At 45.4% G+C, this 20,985-nt stretch carries 16 protein-coding genes; 13 read left to right on the plus strand and 3 right to left on the minus strand.

The window, feature by feature from the left end:
- Positions 1-2: 2 nt before the first annotated feature.
- Positions 3-740: a fumarylacetoacetate hydrolase family protein gene (locus JHD45_RS04110; RefSeq protein WP_199475073.1), complete on the minus strand. Its 738-nt coding sequence runs from the start codon at positions 738-740 to the stop codon at positions 3-5.
- 336 nt (positions 741-1,076) lie between these two features.
- On the opposite strand from JHD45_RS04110, the gene hpaE reads away from it, so the two are divergent.
- Both hpaE and hpaD read left to right on the plus strand, forming a co-directional pair.
- The gene (gene hpaE / locus JHD45_RS04115) at positions 1,077-2,540 is read left to right on the plus strand and encodes a 5-carboxymethyl-2-hydroxymuconate semialdehyde dehydrogenase (RefSeq protein ID WP_199475080.1); all 1,464 of its coding nucleotides are present in this window, start codon (positions 1,077-1,079) and stop codon (positions 2,538-2,540) included.
- A 273-nt stretch (positions 2,541-2,813) separates the two neighbouring features.
- Entirely contained in the window at positions 2,814-3,743 is a 930-nt protein-coding gene (gene hpaD, locus JHD45_RS04120) for a 3,4-dihydroxyphenylacetate 2,3-dioxygenase (RefSeq protein WP_199475088.1), read from the plus strand.
- Positions 3,744-3,953: 210 nt separating this feature from the next.
- Here the strand turns inward: hpaD and JHD45_RS04125 are convergent, their stop codons facing one another.
- Positions 3,954-5,084 (minus strand): SO_0444 family Cu/Zn efflux transporter, encoded by a 1,131-nt coding sequence (locus tag JHD45_RS04125; protein ID WP_199475095.1) that lies wholly within the window; start codon positions 5,082-5,084, stop codon positions 3,954-3,956.
- A gap of 1 nt (position 5,085) precedes the next feature.
- Positions 5,086-5,529, minus strand: a complete 444-nt coding sequence (zntR, locus tag JHD45_RS04130) for a Zn(2+)-responsive transcriptional regulator (RefSeq protein WP_199475097.1) — start codon at positions 5,527-5,529, stop codon at positions 5,086-5,088.
- 247 nt (positions 5,530-5,776) lie between these two features.
- On the opposite strand from zntR, the gene JHD45_RS04135 reads away from it, so the two are divergent.
- The 11 genes from JHD45_RS04135 (at position 5,777) to JHD45_RS04185 (ending at position 20,942) form a co-directional block, all read left to right on the plus strand.
- Positions 5,777-7,567 carry an EAL domain-containing protein gene (locus tag JHD45_RS04135; protein WP_199475099.1) on the plus strand — a complete coding sequence of 597 codons (1,791 nt, stop codon included), beginning with the start codon at positions 5,777-5,779 and terminating at the stop codon, positions 7,565-7,567.
- Positions 7,568-7,581: 14 nt separating this feature from the next.
- Entirely contained in the window at positions 7,582-9,687 is a 2,106-nt protein-coding gene (locus JHD45_RS04140; protein WP_199475101.1) for a hybrid sensor histidine kinase/response regulator, read from the plus strand.
- A 207-nt stretch (positions 9,688-9,894) separates the two neighbouring features.
- The gene (locus tag JHD45_RS04145) at positions 9,895-11,673 is read left to right on the plus strand and encodes an ATP-binding protein (protein WP_199475103.1); all 1,779 of its coding nucleotides are present in this window, start codon (positions 9,895-9,897) and stop codon (positions 11,671-11,673) included.
- The gene (locus JHD45_RS04150; RefSeq protein ID WP_199475104.1) at positions 11,670-13,019 is read left to right on the plus strand and encodes a cobyrinate a,c-diamide synthase; all 1,350 of its coding nucleotides are present in this window, start codon (positions 11,670-11,672) and stop codon (positions 13,017-13,019) included. The genes JHD45_RS04145 and JHD45_RS04150 overlap by 4 nt, the downstream gene beginning before the upstream one ends.
- Positions 13,020-13,031: 12 nt before the next feature.
- The gene (locus JHD45_RS04155; protein WP_199475106.1) at positions 13,032-14,177 is read left to right on the plus strand and encodes a cobalt-precorrin-5B (C(1))-methyltransferase; all 1,146 of its coding nucleotides are present in this window, start codon (positions 13,032-13,034) and stop codon (positions 14,175-14,177) included.
- Between the two features lie 5 nt (positions 14,178-14,182).
- On the plus strand, positions 14,183-15,001 hold the full coding sequence (locus tag JHD45_RS04160) for a precorrin-6A/cobalt-precorrin-6A reductase (protein WP_233407565.1): 819 nt from the start codon (positions 14,183-14,185) through the stop codon (positions 14,999-15,001).
- A complete protein-coding gene (locus JHD45_RS04165) occupies positions 14,998-15,675 on the plus strand; it encodes a precorrin-8X methylmutase (protein ID WP_199475108.1) in 678 nt (225 codons plus the stop codon). Before JHD45_RS04160 ends, JHD45_RS04165 begins: the two co-directional genes overlap by 4 nt.
- Before the next feature lie 40 nt (positions 15,676-15,715).
- Positions 15,716-17,047, plus strand: coding sequence for a precorrin-6y C5,15-methyltransferase (decarboxylating) subunit CbiE (gene cbiE / locus JHD45_RS04170; protein ID WP_199475110.1), 1,332 nt, complete (start codon positions 15,716-15,718; stop codon positions 17,045-17,047).
- Positions 17,044-17,784, plus strand: a complete 741-nt coding sequence (gene cobI / locus JHD45_RS04175) for a precorrin-2 C(20)-methyltransferase (RefSeq protein WP_199475112.1) — start codon at positions 17,044-17,046, stop codon at positions 17,782-17,784. Before cbiE ends, cobI begins: the two co-directional genes overlap by 4 nt.
- A complete protein-coding gene (locus JHD45_RS04180; protein WP_199475114.1) occupies positions 17,781-18,536 on the plus strand; it encodes a cobalt-precorrin 5A hydrolase in 756 nt (251 codons plus the stop codon). Before cobI ends, JHD45_RS04180 begins: the two co-directional genes overlap by 4 nt.
- Before the next feature lie 519 nt (positions 18,537-19,055).
- Positions 19,056-20,942 (plus strand): methyl-accepting chemotaxis protein, encoded by a 1,887-nt coding sequence (locus tag JHD45_RS04185; RefSeq protein WP_199475116.1) that lies wholly within the window; start codon positions 19,056-19,058, stop codon positions 20,940-20,942.
- The last annotated feature ends 43 nt before the right edge of the window (positions 20,943-20,985 follow it).

The raw sequence follows: 20,985 nt of genomic DNA on the forward strand, positions 1-20,985 counted from the left end.
TCCTATTCCATTTCCACTGGGTTACTGAGTCGGCCAACGCCTTGGATGTCTATCATCACATTATCGCCAGGCTTGATTTCAAGCTCTGCAGAACGCAGTGGCGTTCCAGCAATGATGATGTCACCTGCCTCAAGAGTCATGAATCCGCTGATATAACTCACGACCTCTTCAATAGAGTAGATGAGCTGATTTGTGTTGGTTTCATGGACCTGCTGATCATTAATGACAGTGCGGATAGTGAGACTGTTAGGATTCTGGACCGATTCCTTATCAATAACCCAAGGGCCAATAGGGCAAAAAGTGTCACGACATTTGGCCTTGACGGCTGGGCGATAAAACGACGTTTCTGCCAAGCTTACTTCGTTCACTACCGTAAATCCTTGAATCACATCAAGTGCATTTTCAACACTTACCCGTGTGGCTTGCTTGCCGATGACAATGCCAAGAGAAGGGCCAGCATAAATGGGGCCTTTGTCAGTAGGCACCTTGATTGGAGCGCCATAGCCTATGTGCGTATTGTCTGTTTTGATATACAAAACGGGTGTTTTCGGTGGTTGCACATGGGGCTTCTCGTGAAAGCTTGTTTCAAGCGTTTTAACGAGGGCTTTATCATTCAGCGCTACGCCTATGACGCTGCCAGATGTCGGAGGAAGGACAGTGTCGTCTAAGGGAATCTCAACACTGGCTTGGGCCGTTTTTTCAATGGCTGTATCTGATTCTTTTTGCCTATAGTAAAACATTATTATTCTTGCCAAATGTAGTTAACATGTTAATCATGTTTGCGTAAAAAAAAATCCTTGTCAACATCAATATGCGCTTTAATCGATGAATCGTTGATGAGCTTAATGCCACTGAAGCCATTAAGGTTGTGTATCAAGCCTGCTCGCACATAACAATGTTGCTAGCCAATGCACCTGTACTGCTTAGCCGTGTCCTTCTCTCTCGCAAATTAATTTGCTTTCTTTAACGGTGTAGGCTTGACACCTTATTGCAGTTAAGTTTAATTTATTTAACATGTTAACTAAATTGGGTGTAACAAAGAAAATACCTAATTTCTAGCTTGGAGAATGAAGACGATGATTAAGAACTTAATAAATGGTAAATGGGTTGAAAGCAAGGAGACGTTTCAAACCTTTAACCCTGCGACGGGAGAAGTGCTTGCCGAAGTGGCCCATGCGTCCGATACACAAGTCGCAGAAGCGGTTGCCGCTGCGAAAGCTGCGTTTCCAGCTTGGGCCAACATGCCCGTTGCTAAGCGTTCTAAAATCATTGAAAAAATGGGGGATTTGATTGCTCAGAATGTCGATGAATTGTCTGCTTTAGAAACCGCTGATACGGGTCTTCCTCTGTATCAAACTCGTAATGCACTTGTGCCTCGAGCGTCTAACAATTTCTATTTCTTTGCCGAGAAGTCTCGCCAAATGAACGGTCATACTTATCCAATGGATGACCAAATGCTGAACTACAGTTTGTACCAGCCAACTGGTGTGTGTGCTTTGATTTCTCCGTGGAACGTTCCTTTTATGACCGGAACCTGGAAAACAGCACCTTGTCTTGCATTGGGGAATACGGCGGTCATAAAGCAGTCTGAACTGTCTCCTTTGACAACAGACTTTTTAGGTAAGATTGCCCTTGAAGCCGGGGTTCCTGCGGGCGTATTTAATGTGGTTCATGGTTTTGGTGGGACAACCGGAAACGCCTTGATCACGGACCCAAGTGTCAATGCCATTTCGTTTACCGGCGGCACGGCAACGGGTAAACACATCATTGCGAATGCGGGTCTGAAGAAATTCTCCATGGAGCTGGGTGGTAAATCCCCCGTAATGATTTTTGATGATTGCGACTATGAGCGAGCCCTCGATGCCGCCGTATTCGGCATTTTCTCCATTAACGGTGAACGTTGCACTGCCGGTTCCCGTCTATTTGTTCAAGAAACTATTTACGACAAGTTCTGTGATGATTTCGCTGCTCGTGCCGCCAAAATCAAAGTCGGCGATCCAAACGATATGCAAACTCAAGTGGGCTCATTGATCTCTAAAGCGCATTGGGAAAAGGTCACTGGCTATATCAAGTTGGGCATTGAAGAGGGAGCCAAGCTCATTGCAGGGGGGCCTGATAAACCACTTGATGAGCTTCCAGAGCATCTTAAAGGCGGCCACTTTGTACGTCCAACCGCCTTCCGTGATGTTACCAATACCATGCGAATTGCTCGCGAAGAAATCTTTGGCCCCGTTGCTGTGATTATCCCATTTAAGGACGAAGCAGACGTTGTGAAGATGGCCAATGACAATGATTACGGACTGGCTTCTTACTTATGGACTCAAGATGTCAGCAAAGTACATCGCATTGCGCGTCAAATTGAAGCAGGAATGATGTTTGTCAACAGCCAAAACGTGCGAGATCTTCGAACCCCATTTGGTGGTATGAAAGCCTCTGGCACAGGGCGAGAAGGGGGAGATTACAGTTTCGAAGTCTTCTGTGAACCTAAAAACGTCTGTATCAGTATGGGCAGTCACCACATTCCAAAATGGGGTGTCTAGGACACTATTACCATGCAGAGAGGCTAGGTTCTCTCTGCATTTTATTATTGAGTACTCAGCCAACCTTGAAGAGAAAGTTGACTTTTAACCTATTTTCAAAGCGCTTCACGATTATATGGTCACTGTAAAAACAGAGACAATTTTTAAAGGTATAGCGCACCTTTTGGTGCGCAGACATGGTTCGCTTGGGATTGATCGTGTTTGTCAGTTCCATCGCGCTTGTACTACCTGAAGTTTTGTATCGATAATTATGATAAAAAGCGGAGAAAACGTATGGGTAAATTAGCCCTTGCTGCAAAAATAACGCATGTTCCCTCTATGTATCTTTCAGAGCTTGATGGCCCTAAAAAAGGATTTCGTCAGGCCGCTATTGACGGGCATTACGAGATCTCAAAGCGTTGTCGAGAACTGGGTGTGGATACCATTGTCGTGTTTGATACGCACTGGTTGGTTAATGCCAATTATCACATTAACTGTGCTCCACACTGGGAAGGCGTATACACAAGTAATGAATTGCCTCACTTTATCAATAATATGCCGTATGCGTTGGATGGTAACCCGGAGTTAGGTCGTATCATTGCTCAGGTATGTAATGAGCAAGGGGTGGAAACCTTAGCTCATGATGCAACCACCTTGGCACCTGAGTACGGAACGTTAGTGCCAATGCGATACATGAATGAAGATCGTCACTTTAAAGCCGTCTCTGTATCGGCGTTATTAACGGTGCATTATCTCAATGACTCGGCTCGTTTGGGGTGGGCGATTCGTGAAGCAATTGAAAAACACTATGACGGAACCGTGGCGATCCTCGCCAGTGGTTCGCTTTCTCACCGTTTCGCGCAAAATGGGCAAGCTCCAGATTTTTCCACCAAAGTGTGGAGTCCATTCTTAGAAACCTTGGATCACAGAGTCGTTGAGATGTGGGAAAACGCAGAGTGGAAAACATTCTGTGAAATGCTGCCTGAATACGCCGCAAAAGGACACGGTGAAGGATTTATGCATGATACCGCCATGTTATTGGGCGCATTAGGTTGGTCGGATTATGATCAAAAAGTAGAAGTGGTGACCCCATACTTTGGTAGCTCTGGTACGGGGCAGATCAATGCTATTTTTCCTATCTCACCACAAACGGGAGAGGCGGTTCCTGGCCCGCAAGCCTCTGTTGAAAATGGCTCGTTTGTTTATGGTAAAAGTCGCTTGTAATGTTAGCGCTTGGATAGCCGTTACAAGTTGATCAGAGGAAACAATCTTCTTTGAGACTTTTGCACGACTACTGCACTTGCCAATACTTTGTTAAAAACAGACTCAAAATGCTCATTTATAGCGATAAACTCCGCTTTCTCGTCTGTTTTTGCCGCGTCTCGGCGTCGCTCGTGACATCGTGCAAAGGTCTCTTCTTTATTAATAAAGCATCTAGTGATTGTGACCATGGGCATGATGACAATCGCTATCAGTGATTCGATTTTTCATTTTCCTGATTAACGATAGGAGAATGAGTAAAGCAAGTAATGCACCAGCTGATAGTGTTACCAAAGTGGGTAGTAGAGTCTCTTCTTGGCCGACTTGTGGCATCACTTGAATGTTAAATTGTGCGACCGCTAGGTCAACCAAGTAACCAAAGAAGAGTGCACCACCCAATACGCCAGTTAAATACCCCATTAGGGCTCGTTTACCGAGCTCTTTGCTGACAACGCCAAGTGTTGCGATGTTTGTTGCGGGCCCTGCCATCATGAAAACCAACACGGCTCCTGGTGAAACGCCTGCTAAGAGAAGCCCCGCCGCGATGGGGGTGGAAGCGGTCGCACAGATATACATTGGTATAGAAACGATTACCATCACCAGCATGGCCAGTAGCCCGTTGCCCCATTGCGCTAAAAAGCCGTCTGGTAAATAGGCTTGCACTAACGCTGCGAAGCCAAGGCCAATCAATAACCAAAGGGCGGTGTCATCGAGCAATTCTGTTGCAGAGTAAACAAGCCCCGAGCGTATTTTACTGACAATGCTGCTGGGTTCTTGTTTTCCTTTATGGTCTTGACCGCAACAAGAAGAGGTTGTTTTCGTGTTCGATGAGCAACCGCTTGTATTAGTCTCTTGTTGTTGATTTGAGCAACAGGTTTTAGGTATTGATGTGGTTTGACTGTCTTTGACTTCGTCTTTACCAACCAATATTCCTGCAATAATGGCACTGCAAACCGCAGCAATAGGGCGCACAATAGCCATGAATGGCCCAAGCAATACATAAGACACTGAAATGGAGTCCACTCCCGTTTCAGGCGTCGACACGAGAAAAGAGGTGGTGGCTGCTTTTGATGCCCCCGCACGACGCAAGCCCACGGCTGCCGGAATCACCCCACAGGAACAGAGGGGAAGTGGGGCGCCAAATAAGGCAGCTTTTATGGTGGTTTTTAAGTCATGTCCCCCGAGTTGGGCTGTCATCCAAGACATGGAAACAAACATCTTTAACATGCCTGCAAGGACAAGGCCGATGAGTAGCCAAGGAGCAGACTCTAAAAAAAGCACGTAGAAATGTTCTAAAAAAATCATCTTAGTGCGCCTTATAATGGTGATGTTCATGGCGAATCTGGCTGGTATCAGACTCCAGAGCCTCTAAAATCGTACAGTGCTCGGCGCTTTTTTCGCCGCCACAACAAGCGTCTGATAAACGTTTTAGGGAGGTCTGAAAGCGTGTTAATTCGGCGAGTTTCTGCTCCACATCAAGCAACTTTGCATCCACTAATTCTTTAACATCCGCGCAGGCGTTATTGGCTTTATCCACTTCAATGGACAATAACTCGCGTATCTCCGCCAAACTAAATCCCACCCCTTTTGCGCGGAGAATGAACTGCAGTATTTCCTTGTCTTTTTCCGAATAAAGACGGTAGCCTGAATCGGAACGATTAGATGGGCTCAGTAAGCCGTTCTTTTCGTAAAAACGCAGTGTGTCATTATTGATTTTACAGGCCTTTGCCAATTCGCCAATTCGATACATAGTAATGACCCTCTCCATGAGCGATGACATTAAGTAGTGGATGAGTAGTCAGTATAAACCTTTGAGTTAAGTCACAGGTCAAGGCGTTTTTTTATCGTATGAGGTTTTTTTCACGACATCTGTCCATGCGCAACAAAATAAGACAAACAAATGGAACAGAATCGACTAGATTTATAGAACGATCTATCAAATGTAACTGTCTACAGTAATTGTGATGAGTTTATAGGGATGGAATTAGGGTGTCTGTATGAAAAAGATGTCGACTGTTTTAATTGTAGACGATGTTCCTGAGAATTTGCGTGTACTGAGCGACGTTATCGCCAGCGAAGAATGTCAGGTCATGGTTGCCAATTCCGGTGAGCGAGCATTAGAGCTTTTAGAGCGAAATAAGCCGAATTTGGTACTGCTTGATGTCATGATGGGCGGGATTGATGGCTTTGAAACCTGCCGTCGGATTCGAGCGAACCCCGTATTAGTTGATTTGCCGGTTATTTTTGTCACAGCCCTTGTTGATGATATTACTAAAGGGTTTGCTGCTGGTGGGAATGATTACATCACCAAGCCTATTCGAGTCGATGAAGTTCGAACTCGGGTGGAAAACCAATTAGAGCGCTTCCATTTATTGCAACAACTTAAAGAGTTAAATAACACGCTCGAAGAGCGAGTGCGTGAACGAACTCAAGATCTCAATGCCGTTAACCGTAGTTTGCAAAAAGAGGTTAGCGAGCGCCGTTATATGCAAGATCGCTTAAACTATCTTGCCCAGCATGATTTTGTCACCAAACTTTATAATCGAGATGCCTTAGAAGAGCACGTGACCCACCTGATTTCAGGTGTTCAGCATAAGTCGAATGTGAGTGTGCCTTACTTTGTCCTCATTGATATTAATGAGTTTCGTTTGATTAATGATGCTTGCGGTTGCGTGGCGGGCGATAGTTTGTTGTTTCAAGTCGCTCAGATTATCAATCAAATTGCAGACCCCAAAAAATATTATTGTGCGCGCCTTACGGGCGATAAGTTTGCCATCGCGGTAGGCCGAAGCCGCGCACAAGATATCGAAGCCTTTTTTGAACAGCTCAACACGGAAATAGAGCATTTTGTTTTTACTTGGGATGGTCGAAACTTTCCGACATCCATTACGCAAATTGCGATTCCCATTACTATAGAAATGGTGACCTTTGAACAGGTCATTATGATTGCCGATGAGGTGAGTTACGCTTCGAAACAATCTGGTTCTTATCAGCGAGTAGTAGTTGATGAAAAAGAACTGGCCCTTGATGAACGTCGTAGTAATTTAAATTGGGCGTTAACCATCATCGATGGGTTAGAGAAAGATTTATTTGAAGTGCATTTTCAACAGGTTTTTTCCCTTGATAGCGATAATGAAGATAAGAAAAAACGCATTGAGATATTGGTGCGACTGCGAGATGACAAAACGGGTGAGCTTATTTATCCGAATGATTTTATCCGTTCAGCAGAGCGCTTTGGTATTGTCTCCAAAATAGATCGCTGGGTTATTCAGAACACTATGATGCAATTGGCTGAACGTCCTGAACTTTGGAATAGCATTGACCAAGTGGCTCTAAATGTGTCGGCTTTGTCTGTGAGAGAGCCGGATTTTGCCTCTTTTATACTAGATACTTTACAGGAGTATCAATTGGAGGGGGATAAATTTTGCTTTGAAATTACCGAAACTGAAGCGCTCAATAACTTCACGGAAACGCGCTATTTTATGTCCTTGCTGCATGAGTCTGGCTGCAGTATTGCTCTAGACGATTTTGGCACAGGGTTCTCGTCTTTCTCTTACCTAACCGACTTACCGTTCGATGTGATCAAGATAGATGGTGAGTTTATTCGAGATATGCATGTGAATAGCATTCATCACGGTATGGTCGATTCTATTGTTAAACTGGCTAAAATGCTGAAAAAACCTGTGGTGGCTGAGTTTATTGAACATCAAGAAATTGTAGAGGCCCTACGGGAATTAGGGGTGGAATGGGGGCAAGGGTATCACTTTCATCGACCTGAAAAATTATAGCGGAGGCGCTTGGAATGCCTGATTTTGAGTTGTTTGATTGGGTGCTGTTTTTGTTTGTTGTGGTCTTCTTTATTAGTTCGTTGTTGTTGGCTAGACAGTGGCGAGCTTTGTCATTGGAAAAAGAGAGACATTTTAGAGCCATTCATAATGCCCAGTTTGGGTTATGGCAATGGTTTATTCCATCTGATCGCTTTGAACTGTCTTTGGATTTTATTGAAGGGTTTGATGAACTGCATCTACAAGTACAAACAAAAGATGATTGGTTAAGGCACTTAAGTGAGTATGATAAAGAAGCCTTTATTGACTGGCTGATGGCAATAAAAGAAGGGAGTTCAGAGCCTGGCTTACGTTTGAGTATGAGTTCTGAACATGGTGTTGCTCATTGGATAGAGATGCGTGGAAGTGTGGTTGAAAGCGATGGAAATAATCAGCCGACCTGTATTGCTGGCACCGTTCATTGCATTTATCACCTTGTGGCGCTGCAAGAGTCATTCTTAAAAGAGACCTCTCGTAAAAATAAGTCGATGACCACAGAAGAAGCGCTTTATTACCTAGGAGAAAATCAAGGGGAGTTGGAGGAGGAATTTGAGACAGAATGGTCTAGCCATGTGGCCTCTGCTTCTAAAAAAGATCATCATAATTCGACCATAATTAATGAGCTGCATATTGACCCTGCTTTACAAAAAGAAGCTCAACAACAGCAAAGCCAAAGTTATTTTCTGGCAAATATGAGCCATGAAATTCGTACGCCGCTAAACGCCATTATTGGCTACGCGCAACTATTGAGTGAAGATACACACTTTGAGGGCGTTGCTCATACTAGGTTCAAAGCGATTATTGCCGCAGGTGAGCGCTTATTAAATATGCTCAATGATATTATTGATATTGCGCGTATTGAGGCAGGTCGTTTGGATCTGCAAGGCCACAAAATCAAACTACATAAAGAAATTAACCAAGCGATTGACGTGATTCGCCAAATGGTCAAAGACAAAGGTCTTGATCTTAAGGTGGACAATCAAATTAATGAAGGTCTGTGTGTTTGGGGGGATTCTGTTAAGTTACAACGCATCTTCCATAATATTCTAACCAATGCGGCGAAGTTTACGCATCAGGGTGATATCTCTGTCAGTGCTTTATATGAAAACGAAATCTTGCGTCTAACGGTTCGGGATACGGGGGTAGGCATGGACGAACAACTCATCGAACATTTGTTCACGCCCTTTGTTCAAGCGCGAAATAGCGGTGCTGAAAAGAGTTCAGGGCTGGGCTTGGCGTTAACAAATACTTTGGTGAAGTTAATGGAAGGGCAGTTAAACATCGACAGTGTTTTAGAGGAAGGGACGAAGGTGACTATCCTGTTGCCTCTTAAAGAGGAGGTGGAAGATATTATGCCGATATTATCTGGTGAAGATATGAGCCATTTGCATTTGAATCGAAGTATTCAGGTCTTGGTGGCAGATGATGATGATTGGTCTCGGGATATTCTTGTTACATTACTCGAAAAAGCAGGGTGTCAGGTTTGGGAAGCTGAGAATGGAGAAGAAGCTCTGGCGCTGTTCAAACAACATTCTCCCGATCTGGTGTTGACCGATATTCGCATGCCCAAGATGGATGGACGTGAGTTGCTGCAAGAAATCAGGGCGCTTCCTCAAGTAGAGCATATTCCCATCATCGCCGTAACAGCTTCGACACTGATTCAAGAACACCAAGCCCTAATCGATGTCGGCTTTTGGGAGGTGGTATCTAAACCTTACAAAGTAGCAGAGCTTTACCAAAGTTTGGTCAACCATATTGAGGATTTGGCCTTTGTTCATAACGAAGGGGCACAAGAGACGGATGAACGTAATGACGGTCATTACCTTCAGACTGCTGAGGATATGAAAGCTGCCCCATTGGTGACGAGTTTAACCCCTGAAAATTGGCGACCACTCCTACTGGCTGCCAAGGAAGGTGATATGCAGCGAGCAGAAAAGTGTTTTCATGCCATCTATCACAACATGCCAAGTCAGCAGCGTCATGCAATCAAACAGGCATTAGAGCAGTTTGATTTAGGATTAGTTGAGCGGCATGTGAAACAGTATTGTCCAGAAGCGATTAAGCATGATTTAGGGGATGTGTGAGCAAATAGACAGATGTTTGTCATGTCATATGGTTAATGTTTAGCTGAGAGCTTTGCGTTTGACTTAAAATGAGGCCTGTTCTAGTGTCCCTACAAGACAAACTGGATAAAAACCGCCTACAATAGGGCGGTTTTTTCATGTCACTCATCGAGTGCTTGATTGGGTTTATGCCACTCTTTTTGATCATATGAAACAGGTAACGCCAACATGAGCAGTTTAGCCCATTGTAATTTTCCCTTTACCGCCGTTGCCGGACAAGAGTCTTTGAAGCTTGCTCTTATTCTAGTAGCGATTAATCCGAAAATTGGTGGAGTGCTCATTAGTGGGCCACGTGGTTCGGCGAAGTCGACCCTAGCTCGTGGTTTATCCGGTGTTATGCCAACGCTGAATAATGAGGCGTTTGTGCCGTTTACGACGTTACCTTTAGGAGCCAGTGAAGATCGTCTGTTAGGGGCGTTAGATCTAGAGCAGGTTTTGCAAGACAAGGAGGTGGTGTTCAAACCTGGGTTGTTAAGCCGTGCCCATGGCGGTGTTTTGTACGTGGATGAAGTCAATTTGTTGGCAGACCATTTGGTTGATCAATTGTTGGATGTGTCTGCCAGTGGCGTGAATCGTGTCGAACGTGATGGTATTAGCCACGAACATGAGGCAAAGTTTTTATTGATCGGTACGATGAACCCAGATGAAGGGGAATTGCGTCCACAGTTGCAAGACCGTTTTGGTTTGATGGTGTCCTTGAGTAACCAATACAGTTTAGAAGAACGAGTACAAATCGTGCGATTGCGTGATGAGTATGATCAAGACCCTAAAGGTTTCTGTGACGCGTTCAAATACAAACAGCGTAATCTCAGACACAGTGTGAAAGCAGCCAGAGAGTTGCTAACAAAAGTACGCTGTGCTGATGCCTTGCGTATGGATATTGCCACTCGGTGCTATGAAGCCAATGTGGATGGTGTGCGAGCCGATATTGTCTGGGTGCGAGCTGCCATGGCGCATGCCGCTTGGCGCGGGGCACTGACGGTTTCGATTGATGATATTCAAGCGGTTGAAGCGTTTGTGTTGGACCACCGTCGACAGCCTCATCAGCAAGTCCCTCCTTCTATTGTGCCGCCATCGCGCCGCCCCGCTGACTCTTTTAAAGATCCAAAAATGCCGCCTTCACAAGCGCCAAACAACACCCGCAGCGAGCAGAAAGAGGATCAAGCCTCACAAGGCGAATGGGGTAGTATGACACCAAAAAGTGCAGAGAGTCATGGTCGAATACCGCTTCCCGCAAGTGATATTTCCGCTCGCTCCCCATCGTCTAGTTCGTTGATCAGTGAGGTGACGCCGGGAAAGCACCGAGGTAAACATCAGGGTGGCTATCGCCCTGATGCTTCCACAAATAGTGTGAGTGTGGACTGGTTTCGAAGTCTAACGAAAAACCCGCAAACTTGGCCACCAGAAAGTCTAACATCCAAAATGGCCAATACAGGCCAGCCTGTTTTGCACCTTGTTTTGTTGGATGCTTCTGCCTCTACGTTGAGTCAAGGGAGTTTTGCAAAAGCCAAAGGGGTGATTATTGACATTGCAAAGCGTGCCTATCTTGCTCGAGAGTACATGGCCATTTTAGGTTTTGGTCAGGACGGGGTCTCATCGGTTTTACCTAGAGTACGCGCCCCCAAAGAGATCACCGAGTTACTAGATCAATTAAGCGCGGGTGGCGGCACACCGTTTCGGCTGGTCATCGACAAGGCTCGGCAATACTTAAGCCTGCAACATAAGCGTCAAACGGGCTTATTAAGTCGCACCTATATTTTGACCGATGGCCGCACCCAAGCGGATTTGTCAGACTTTTCAGGGTCTGACAATGGGGCTTTATTGGGTGACTGTGTACTGATCGATACCGAAAACTCGGCCATTAAACGTGGTCGTGGACAAGACATTGCCCAACAATTAGGGGCGCAATACATATTATTGAATTCGATTTTAGGGACACCATCATGACCAGGTCAATTGCCGCGCAGTGTCCGGCACTTTTTTTAACCGCACCAGCTTCCAATCAGGGGAAAACGACCATTACAGCGGCCTTGGCTCGGTATTTTACGAAGCAGGGTAAGGTGGTACGTGTGTTTAAAACGGGGCCTGATTATCTGGATCCACAAATTCTGGCTCAGGCGTCTCAACAATCTGTTGAGCAGTTAGATATTTGGATGGCCGGAGACGATTACTGCCAAGATAGACTCTATCGTGCCGCCCAAGAAGCGGACTTGATTCTTGTTGAAGGGGCGATGGGCATGTTCGATGGCGACCCCTCCAGTGCCGATTTAGCCGCGCGTTTTGATATCCCTATGGCTATTGTGATGGACGTAAAGGGCATGGCACAAACTGCGGCGGCAGTTGCCTCCGGCCTAGCGAACTTTCGTCATGATGTTGAAATTGCGGGTCTGATCGCAAATCGCTGTGGCAGTGAGCGCCATGCTCAACTTATTCGTGATGCATTGCCTGATAATTTGCCCTTACTAGCAACGCTCAAACGTGATGAAGAGGTGACGTTGCCAGAGCGCCATCTAGGGTTAGTGCAAGCCGAGGAAGTCAAAGATGAATTAGAACTGCGTTTTGAAGCCGCTGTCGATTGGTTGCAACAAAGTGAGGATAAAGGCTTATTAGCGCTGCCTAAAGTCGTGTCTTTTCAACCCGCGAAAAAACCAGTAAATACTATAAAGACTGAGCCATTACTGCAGGGAAAAACCATAGCCGTTGCCAAAGATGCAGCCTTTAGCTTTATCTACGATGCCAATGTAAATGTATTAACAGATCTAGGGGCAAAGGTGGTCTTTTTCTCGCCATTAAATGATGCAGGGTTGCCCGAAGCTGATGCTTTATGGTTGCCAGGTGGCTACCCAGAATTGCATGCTAAGGCGTTGTCAGAAAACGTCAGTATGCGCACGTCCATTCAGGCATTTTACCAATCCGGTCAGCCGATTTTAGCCGAGTGTGGTGGCATGCTTTATAGTTTAGAAACCCTGACGGATTTAGAGGAAAGAGAGTACCACATGTTAGGCATTCTGGAGGGGCAAGGCGCGATGCGGGGGAAGCGTGGCTGCCAAGGCATGCAAACAGCTGTTATGCCAGAAGGTGATATTCGTGGACATGCCCATCATCGGTCCCGTAGCGCCAATACTCCTACACCTGTGGGTTATGGTCGCCGTCAGCGTCATCCTGCGCCAGGGGAGCCTATTTATCAGCAAAAGGCGTTAACAGCGAGCTATCTACATTTGTTCTTTCCCTCTAATGTGGAAGCGACTGCGCAGTTATTTTTAAAGCAAGCTTCGTCCTTAGTGAGCGAGTAAGGCTAGGTAATTATGTGGCCAGAAAGTGCTGACGAGCCTGCTCCCCTTCGCACAGGGTTGACCACAGGAACCTGTGCAACAGCCTGTTGTGTGGCCGCGGCACAAGCACTTTTAGGTGGTCATCAAACCTCACAGGTGAGTGTGACTTTACCTAAGGGGCAAACGGTTGAACTGACCATTGAGTCCTATCAAGCGTTGGACTTAACCTTGGAAAAGGGTATTAGAACGTCAACGGTTAAGGATGCAGGAGATGATCCAGACGCGACCCATGGTGCAACGGTGTTCGTTGAGCTGCGTTTGACAGCCGAGCAAGGGGTTCAGTTTTTTGCGGCTCAAGGGGTCGGTACGGTAACCCGAACGGGCCTTGTATTAGCCGTTGGTGAACCTGCCATTAATCCCGTGCCTAGAAACATGATGGTGAATCATTTGAGCGAGTTCGCCAAACGTTATGATTATAGCGGCGGCTTTGCCGTTTCTGTCGGCGTGGTCAATGGTGAGCAAATTGCCCTGAAAACCATGAACCCTCGTTTGGGCATTGTGGGAGGGCTATCTATTCTTGGCACCACGGGAATTGTGCGGCCTTTTTCTTGCGCTGCTTACATTGCTTCGATCCATCAAGGGATTGATGTGGCCCGAGCCAATGGTCTGACACATATTGCGGCCACGACGGGCAACGCCAGTGAGGTGGCAATAAAACAGCATTATGGCTTAACAGACATGGCCTTGATTGAAATGGGTGACTTTGTTGGCGCCGTGTTAAAGCATATTCGAAAAGTGGAGCACGCTGCCTCGATTCAATTAAGCAAACTCAGTATTTGTGGCGGCTTTGGTAAAATCAGTAAACTGGCCCAACAGCATATGGATTTAAACAGTCGAGTCTCTAGTATTAATTTAGAGGCCTTGGCGGATCTTGCGGCGACTCTGGGTGCCGATGAATCACTACAAACGCGTATGCGAGGGGCCAATACCAGTGTGGAAGCCTTGGCGTTGTTTAAGCAACATGCTAATGGCAACCAAGAAAATTTGGCGGATGCCGTGTGTCAGCAGGCGTTGTTGTTTGCTCGCCGCTATATTCCTGATCATATGGCATTGGAAGTGTGGTCGATTGATCGCAAAGGCCAGTTTGTAGGCTTTGCCACCGATACAAAGATTGAATAGAGGGGATGATGGCGTTGGATGCAAAAGAGCGAACAAAAAAACTGCTGCTACTTGGTGGAACGGCGGATGCCAGACGGCTGGCGGATGCGCTGCATCAAGCGGGCATCAGTGTGATATACAGTTTGGCTGGCTTGGTGCGCGTTCCTAAAGTGGACTGTGAATTAGTGGTCGGTGGCTTTACGCAATTTGGTGGGTTAGCCAACTATCTAACCGAACAGAATGTTGCTGCTATTTTGGACGTCACCCATCCTTACGCGCAAACTATGAGCAGCAAAGCGGTTGAGGCCGCTAGGGAAGTTGGTATCCCTTGTTGGCGTTTTCATCGCCCAGCGTGGCAAGCTGTCGCGGGAGATCAATGGCGTTATTATGACGACGATGAAGCGCTTATTTTGCAATTAGCCCATTTTAAGCGTCCATTACTGAGTGCGGGTCAAGTGAGTGAAGACTCGTTGCTGCGCATTTTACAGTTGCCAAGTATTGAATATGTGGTGTGGCGAACGGCAGTGACGCCTGCATTTGATCTGCCTAGGGCAGTACATTGGGTAAAGGCCATTGGGCCTTTTCACCTCGAAGAAGAACAGCAATTATTGCAGGCTCAACAAGTGGATGTCATTGTCAGTAAAAACAGCGGGGGCAGCGCCACCTATGCTAAGTTGGAAGCGGCCCGAGCGTTATCTATCCCTGTTTTGCTACACACAAGGCCACGCTTGCCGGAAGCGGATCAAGAATTCAGCGACACAGATAAGTGCCTGCAAGCGTGTTTAGCGGCTTGGGGGAACATCATTCCAACTTTTAAAACTCAACAAAAAGACAACCAACAGTGACTCAAGATACTTTTTCTCAACGGGTTTCCGACAAAGCTTATCAATATGAGAACAACCCTCAGGCGATTGAGCAGGAGAGCTTTCGGCAAATTCGCGAACTGACCGATTTATCGGCTTTTACTCAAGATCAACAACAAGTAGTGATGCGAGTGGTGCACAGTTTAGGCTTTCCTGATGTGTCGACCCAAATGCGTTTTAGCCAACATGCCACCCAATCAGGGCGAGAGGCGTTAGCAAAACATTGTGCCATTTTGTGTGATGTGGAGATGGTCAAGCAAGGTGTGACCAAACGCATGATAGAGCGTGAACCCTTGTGTTTTCTAAACGATCCTCGTACTGCTGAACTGGCAAAAAACAAAGGGGAAACTCGCTCTATGGCGGCCTTGAGTTTATGGCAAGACACTCTAGCGGGCAGTGTAGTACTTATTGGTAATGCGCCGACAGCGCTGTTTCGTTTATTGGAGATGGTTGCACAAGGGGCGCCCAAGCCCGCTTTAATTATTGGTATGCCGGTAGGGTTTGTGGGAGCGGCTGAGTCGAAAGAGGCGTTGTGGCAAGCCCATGAAAGGCTTGGCATCGAATGCATAACGTTGCTTGGTCGCATGGGGGGTAGTGCAGTGACTTCCGCCAGCTGTAACGCTTTATTGCGTTGCAATATTCAAGAGTATTATTAATGGAAGTGGGCAGTAAATATAATTGATGGAAAAAGTGCAGATGAAAATACACGTTGTTGGCCTTGGGGTCGCGGAACAGGCGATACTCTCGGAAGAAGCGCAATCACTGCTTGCGAATTTATCTGCCAAGGACATTGTCTTGGGGGCCTCTCGTCAACATGACACCATTGCTCACTATGCTCATCAGGCCCAGCGACAGGCGTTACCTAAGCTAACACAATTGGCAGAGTTGTTTGGTCAGTGGCAAACCCAAGGGGCTGAGCAGGTGGTGGTCTTAGCGTCGGGGGATCCTCTTTATTACGGTATTGGGGCTTGGTTAGTACGTACTTTTCCGTTTGAATCCTTATGTTTTTATCCCAATGTGTCCAGCGTGCAAGTGGCTTGTCATCGCCTTGGTTTGTCTTTGCAAAACGTTCATGTCGTGAGTTTGCATGGCCGTCCACTTGCCAGTTTACGTCGCCATTTGCAGTCGAACAAAACCTTGGTGTTACTGACTGACCAATATAGTCAACCGAAACAAATCGCTCAAGAATGTAGCATGGCTGGGATGGATCACAGTGAAATAACGGTGTGTGAGGCGCTAGGCTATACCCACGAAAAAGTACGAACCTTTGTTGCCAAAGAGGGGCTTGAGAATGACGCTATGTTTGATCCATTGAATGTGATCGTGGTGAAAACCAGTCAACAAACGTCAATTTACCCAAGTGCCCCAGGTATTCCAGATGTGTCTTTTATTACCGATAAAGGTGAAGGGAAAGGCATGATAACCAAGCGGGAAGTACGTCTGGCGGTTTTGTCTTACATGAATATCAATCAGGATGATACTGTCTGGGATATTGGTGCAGGTTGTGGTGGCGTCAGTGTGGAGTTGGCCTATTGGCATCCTCATAGTCGGATCATTGCCATTGAGCATCATGCCGAGCGTTTGGCATGTTTAAGAGCCAATCAAGAGCGCTTTGGTGTTGTACAGAATTTGTCTATTGTGGCAGGGCGGGCTCCTGATGCGCTGGTGGATTTATCCTTACCGAATAAAGTCTTTATTGGCGGCAGTGATGGGGAGCTCTGCGTTTTACTTGAGAGTGTTTGGTCTATTTTACCGCTTGGTGGCACGTTGACAGTGAGTGCTGTGACCGAAGAGACTAAATACCAAGTAATGCAATTTGTTCTGCAACGTGATCTAAAGCAAGACGCAAATGAACAGAGTGTGCAATTGTCTATCAGTAAGGGGGAGCGACTAGCTGGGCAACGCATGTTTCGTCCAAATTTGCCCGTGAGTCTTTTTCATTTTTCTAAGCTTAGTGGTAAAGTCGCGCCCCATTATCATCATGTTCTCACAGAAAGCACGAATGCCTTTAAGGAAAACGCCCAATGAATGGCATGGACACAGAAGAAAAACAGGGTCGATTTATTGGTGTCGGTGTCGGACCAGGCGACCCAGAGTTAATTACCCTAAAAGCCTTACGTTTAATTCAATCCGCCGATGTGATCAGTTATCTTGCGAATGCCGAAGGAGGCTCTCAAGCGAAAAGCATTGCCTGTGAAGCGTTTGTTGGTGTGGCCCATAAACAGCATGAAATAGCCATCGTGATGCCCATGTCTACCGACCGTCAGCTGGCTAACGACGCTTATGATCGCGGTGCTACGGCTATTGCCCATGAATTATCGCAAGGTAAGGATGTGGTATTTTTATGCGAAGGGGATCCTTTGTTTTTTGGTTCTTTTGCCTATTTATTAGAGCGCTTAGAAGGACGCTTTACATGCCAGGTAGTACCTGGAGTGTCCTCCATCAATGCGGCATCATCAGCCCTGAATCACCCGTTAACGGTTTTAAAAGAATCGTTAGCTGTAGTGAGTGGGCGTCATTCGCCAGAGCAAATTGATAATGCACTTGAGCAACATGATAGTGTCGTCATTATGAAAGCAGGGCGAGCGCGTCCGCGTATTTTAATGGCCTTGCGTAAGACCAATCGGCTACAGGATGCGAAATACCTAGAATATATCGGTCGCGACAATGAGCGTATTGTTCATGATGTATCGACCTTGGAAAATGGTGCTGGGCCGTACTTTTCACTTTTTGTCGTGACCAAATCGGAGCGAGGCACCCGATGATTCGAGTGATTGCGTTAACGCCAGCCGGAAAAGAACTGGCCCAGCGCTTACGGACTTTTTGGCCTGACAGTGTCCTAGACTATAAACCAAAGCCATTCGCGGAGCAGGTGCAAAGGGCATTTGAACAGGGGGATTCGCTGATTTTTATCTGTGCCACTGGCATTGTGATGAGAACGCTTGCTCCTGTGATCCAAAATAAGCGTCAAGATCCTCCGGTGTTGGTATTGGATGAAGAAGGCAAATTTGTCATCCCGCTTTTGTCTGGTCACGAGGGGGGAGCCAATGAGTGGGGAGCACAAGTGGCACAAGCGCTTGGTGCCCAATTGGTGATGACGACGGCACAACCTTATCTGAATCCGGTTTACACTCTTGGTATGGGGTGTGAGCGTGGTTGTCCGCTGGCGTTTCTTGAAAGCTTAATGCTCGATGCGTTAGATCAAAAAGGTTTAACCCCAAGTGATATTAATTCACTCAGTAGCATTGATATTAAAGCGGATGAAGTAAATCTTATCGCGTTAGCGGAAAAATATGATTGGGCCTTTCATACCTTTTCAGCCGATCAGCTCTCTACTATGGAGACCTTCCTTAGTTCTCGTTCTGAATACGTTTATAACACCGTTGGCGTCTATGGTGTGGCGGAATCCGCCGCTTTGTTTGCTGCCCACAATGTGACGGGCTCAGAACCCGAGCTAATGCTTAATAAAATCAAAAATGCCAAAGCGACTTGTGCTATAGGGCGTTCCTTTCCATAAAGCTGATGACGTTTAATCATCAACAATCGGTGGCATTTTTCTGAGAAATGGCAGTGTGTTACTGGCATGTTTTTGTGCTGGTTTTTCATTGTAAAGATTGGATGAGTATAAGGTGATGTTTGATAGAAGCGACATGCTATTGATGTCGTGACAGCAAAGTTGTGGAAATGTGTTCTTTTGTCAATAAAAAGTAAAAAAATTAAGACAGGGGGATAGGAAGAATGTCATCATTAAGGTACTCTTCTAGCAAATTAGCTATGGAAGCGTCTTCTAAACGGATTTTTATTCTGAGTGTTTTATCACTCACTCCTTGTGAAAAAATTTATAAATTATAAGGTTGAATTCTCTTATAAAAATATTTTATCAGTGTACTGTCTTTTATTTCTATTTTGTATGTAGTTAACTGATTTTATTATTTTTTGAGTGGTTCGAATAGAAAGTATGTCTTCTATGTTTTTTTGGGTATTGGTCATCTTAATGGTGTGACTAATAACGGCCTCATTGATAAGGGACATAACTATGCAGATCTCCTTAAAAAATAGAATTCTATTTTTTACTCTTTTTCTCATTTTGATTATTTCATGTATTTTAACTTGGAACGGTTATTACCGGTTCAGTTCATTTAATACGAAGTCTGCTCTAGACAATCAAAAGGTTGAAACCAGTCTTGTTGCAGAGGCCCTTGATGAAAAAATAAATGGCTACTTCAAGGCTTTAAATAGTTTTTCGGTGAGTTTTAACGACGATTTAAACTTTTCCGATCAACAGCAGGTGATTAATGCTCTAGATAAATTGAAAAAAACAGATCCTCATATTCTGGCGGCGTTTGTGGGGCTGAAAAATGGAAAGTCGTTTGAAGGAGACCGCTTTTTCCCTGGTTTTAACGCAAAAGAGCTAAATAAAGAATGGTATGTTCGTGCCTTTTCAGGTGAGAAAAATATCATTACCAAAGCGTATTTTGGCGAGGGAGAGCAAGCCGATGTGTTCGCATTGGCCTCACCTATTTATCATGATGGTAATGTGGTCGCTGTAGTTTGTATCACATTAAAAGTGGCTGAACTCACAGACTATATTAAAACCTTAGTACCTAAAAATAATGTGTTTGTATATGATGACTCTGGGTATGTCGTCTCAGCCCCTAATAAAGAATTGTTGGGTAAAAATATTTACGATATTCGACCAGACTACAAGAAGTTTTCTTCAAGTCATCCCGTTCTTGACTATTCGATTGATGGTCGTGGTGTGAAGGCCTTTGCAGGAAAGTTAAAGAAATATAATTGGACAGTGGTTTCTTTTACTTGGGACGATGTAGTTTCCAGGCCAAGTCAAGACATGTTGATTGGTTCCATCATTATTTTTGCTGTTTTGATTGTTCTATCCCTATGTATTGTTTATATAGGTGTAGTGAATTTGGTTTACAAACCAATTGGCGGGGAACCAAAAGAAATCTCGCAGATCATTTCTCGAATTGCCAAAGGAGATTTATCCCAACCCTTAAAACAGAACGGTGATGAAACAGGAATTTATGCCTCGATTATTGCTTTGAATAATAAATTATCAGAGATTATCAAAGGTAGTTTGTCGATTTCTGACAGTGTGTCATCGGCTTCCGAAGAATTAACCTTGGTGATGAAGAGTACGGCAGAGAACGCACAAGAAGAACTTAAAGAAGTTGAGTCGATTGCCAATGCGGTGAATGAGTTGTCTAACGCGTCAGAAGAAGTCAGCGCGAACGCTGTTCAGGCAGAGGAGCAAGCGAATAAAGCCATAGAGAGTGTAACGAAGGGACACCAAGGGCTAGAAAAATCGATTAACTTAACCCGCTCTATTAATACGACGTTTAATCAAACCGCAGAGATGATTGCTAAGTTACGTGAAGAAACGCTCAATATTGGTGAAGTCACTAATGTCATCAGCTCCATTTCTGAGCAGACAAATTTATTGGCACTCAATGCCGCCATTGAGGCCGCGCGTGCAGGCGAGCAAGGTAGAGGCTTTGCAGTGGTCGCCGATGAAGTTCGAAGTCTTGCTGCGAAGACCCAAGAATCAACATCAACCATTCAAGCAATTATTAATACATTGCAAGATCAGTCCAAAAAAGCCAATGACAATATGATCGAGAATGTGAGGTCAATTGAGGAGTCCGTAGAGCTGGCTGAAAATGTGAAAGTGTCTTTTGATGAATTAACGACGTACGTTCGCACGCTTTCTGACATAAATACTCTCGTCGCTGCAGCGTCTCAAGAGCAGTTTAATGTCACGGCAGACATTAATAAAAATACCGCGACAACGGTGGATTTAGTGAATCAAAATGTGTCAGCGGTTGAACAGACTCAGCAGGCGGCAAAAGAGTTGGCACAGTTAGCGTTGAAGCAAAAGAACACATTGGATTTCTTTAAGCATTAGGAGCCACGCCAAGATTCAGAAAGGTTGGCTTATCATTAAAAAG

Origin of the sequence: Marinomonas spartinae (assembly GCF_016461715.1) — a bacterium.
In the GTDB taxonomy this organism is placed as follows: Bacteria; Pseudomonadota; Gammaproteobacteria; order Pseudomonadales; family Marinomonadaceae; genus Marinomonas; species Marinomonas spartinae_A.

Bases quoted from the DNA above. Each gene is read 5' to 3' on its own strand.
- JHD45_RS04110 (WP_199475073.1), bottom strand. From the start codon at position 740: ATGTTTTACTATAGGCAAAAAGAATCAGATACAGCCATTGAAAAAACG.
- hpaE (WP_199475080.1), top strand. From the start codon at position 1,077: ATGATTAAGAACTTAATAAATGGTAAATGGGTTGAAAGCAAGGAGACG.
- hpaD (WP_199475088.1), top strand. From the start codon at position 2,814: ATGGGTAAATTAGCCCTTGCTGCAAAAATAACGCATGTTCCCTCTATG.
- JHD45_RS04125 (WP_199475095.1), bottom strand. From the start codon at position 5,084: ATGATTTTTTTAGAACATTTCTACGTGCTTTTTTTAGAGTCTGCTCCT.
- zntR (WP_199475097.1), bottom strand. From the start codon at position 5,529: ATGTATCGAATTGGCGAATTGGCAAAGGCCTGTAAAATCAATAATGAC.
- JHD45_RS04135 (WP_199475099.1), top strand. From the start codon at position 5,777: ATGAAAAAGATGTCGACTGTTTTAATTGTAGACGATGTTCCTGAGAAT.
- JHD45_RS04140 (WP_199475101.1), top strand. From the start codon at position 7,582: ATGCCTGATTTTGAGTTGTTTGATTGGGTGCTGTTTTTGTTTGTTGTG.
- JHD45_RS04145 (WP_199475103.1), top strand. From the start codon at position 9,895: ATGAGCAGTTTAGCCCATTGTAATTTTCCCTTTACCGCCGTTGCCGGA.
- JHD45_RS04150 (WP_199475104.1), top strand. From the start codon at position 11,670: ATGACCAGGTCAATTGCCGCGCAGTGTCCGGCACTTTTTTTAACCGCA.
- JHD45_RS04155 (WP_199475106.1), top strand. From the start codon at position 13,032: ATGTGGCCAGAAAGTGCTGACGAGCCTGCTCCCCTTCGCACAGGGTTG.
- JHD45_RS04160 (WP_233407565.1), top strand. From the start codon at position 14,183: ATGATGGCGTTGGATGCAAAAGAGCGAACAAAAAAACTGCTGCTACTT.
- cbiE (WP_199475110.1), top strand. From the start codon at position 15,716: ATGAAAATACACGTTGTTGGCCTTGGGGTCGCGGAACAGGCGATACTC.
- cobI (WP_199475112.1), top strand. From the start codon at position 17,044: ATGAATGGCATGGACACAGAAGAAAAACAGGGTCGATTTATTGGTGTC.
- JHD45_RS04180 (WP_199475114.1), top strand. From the start codon at position 17,781: ATGATTCGAGTGATTGCGTTAACGCCAGCCGGAAAAGAACTGGCCCAG.
- JHD45_RS04185 (WP_199475116.1), top strand. From the start codon at position 19,056: ATGCAGATCTCCTTAAAAAATAGAATTCTATTTTTTACTCTTTTTCTC.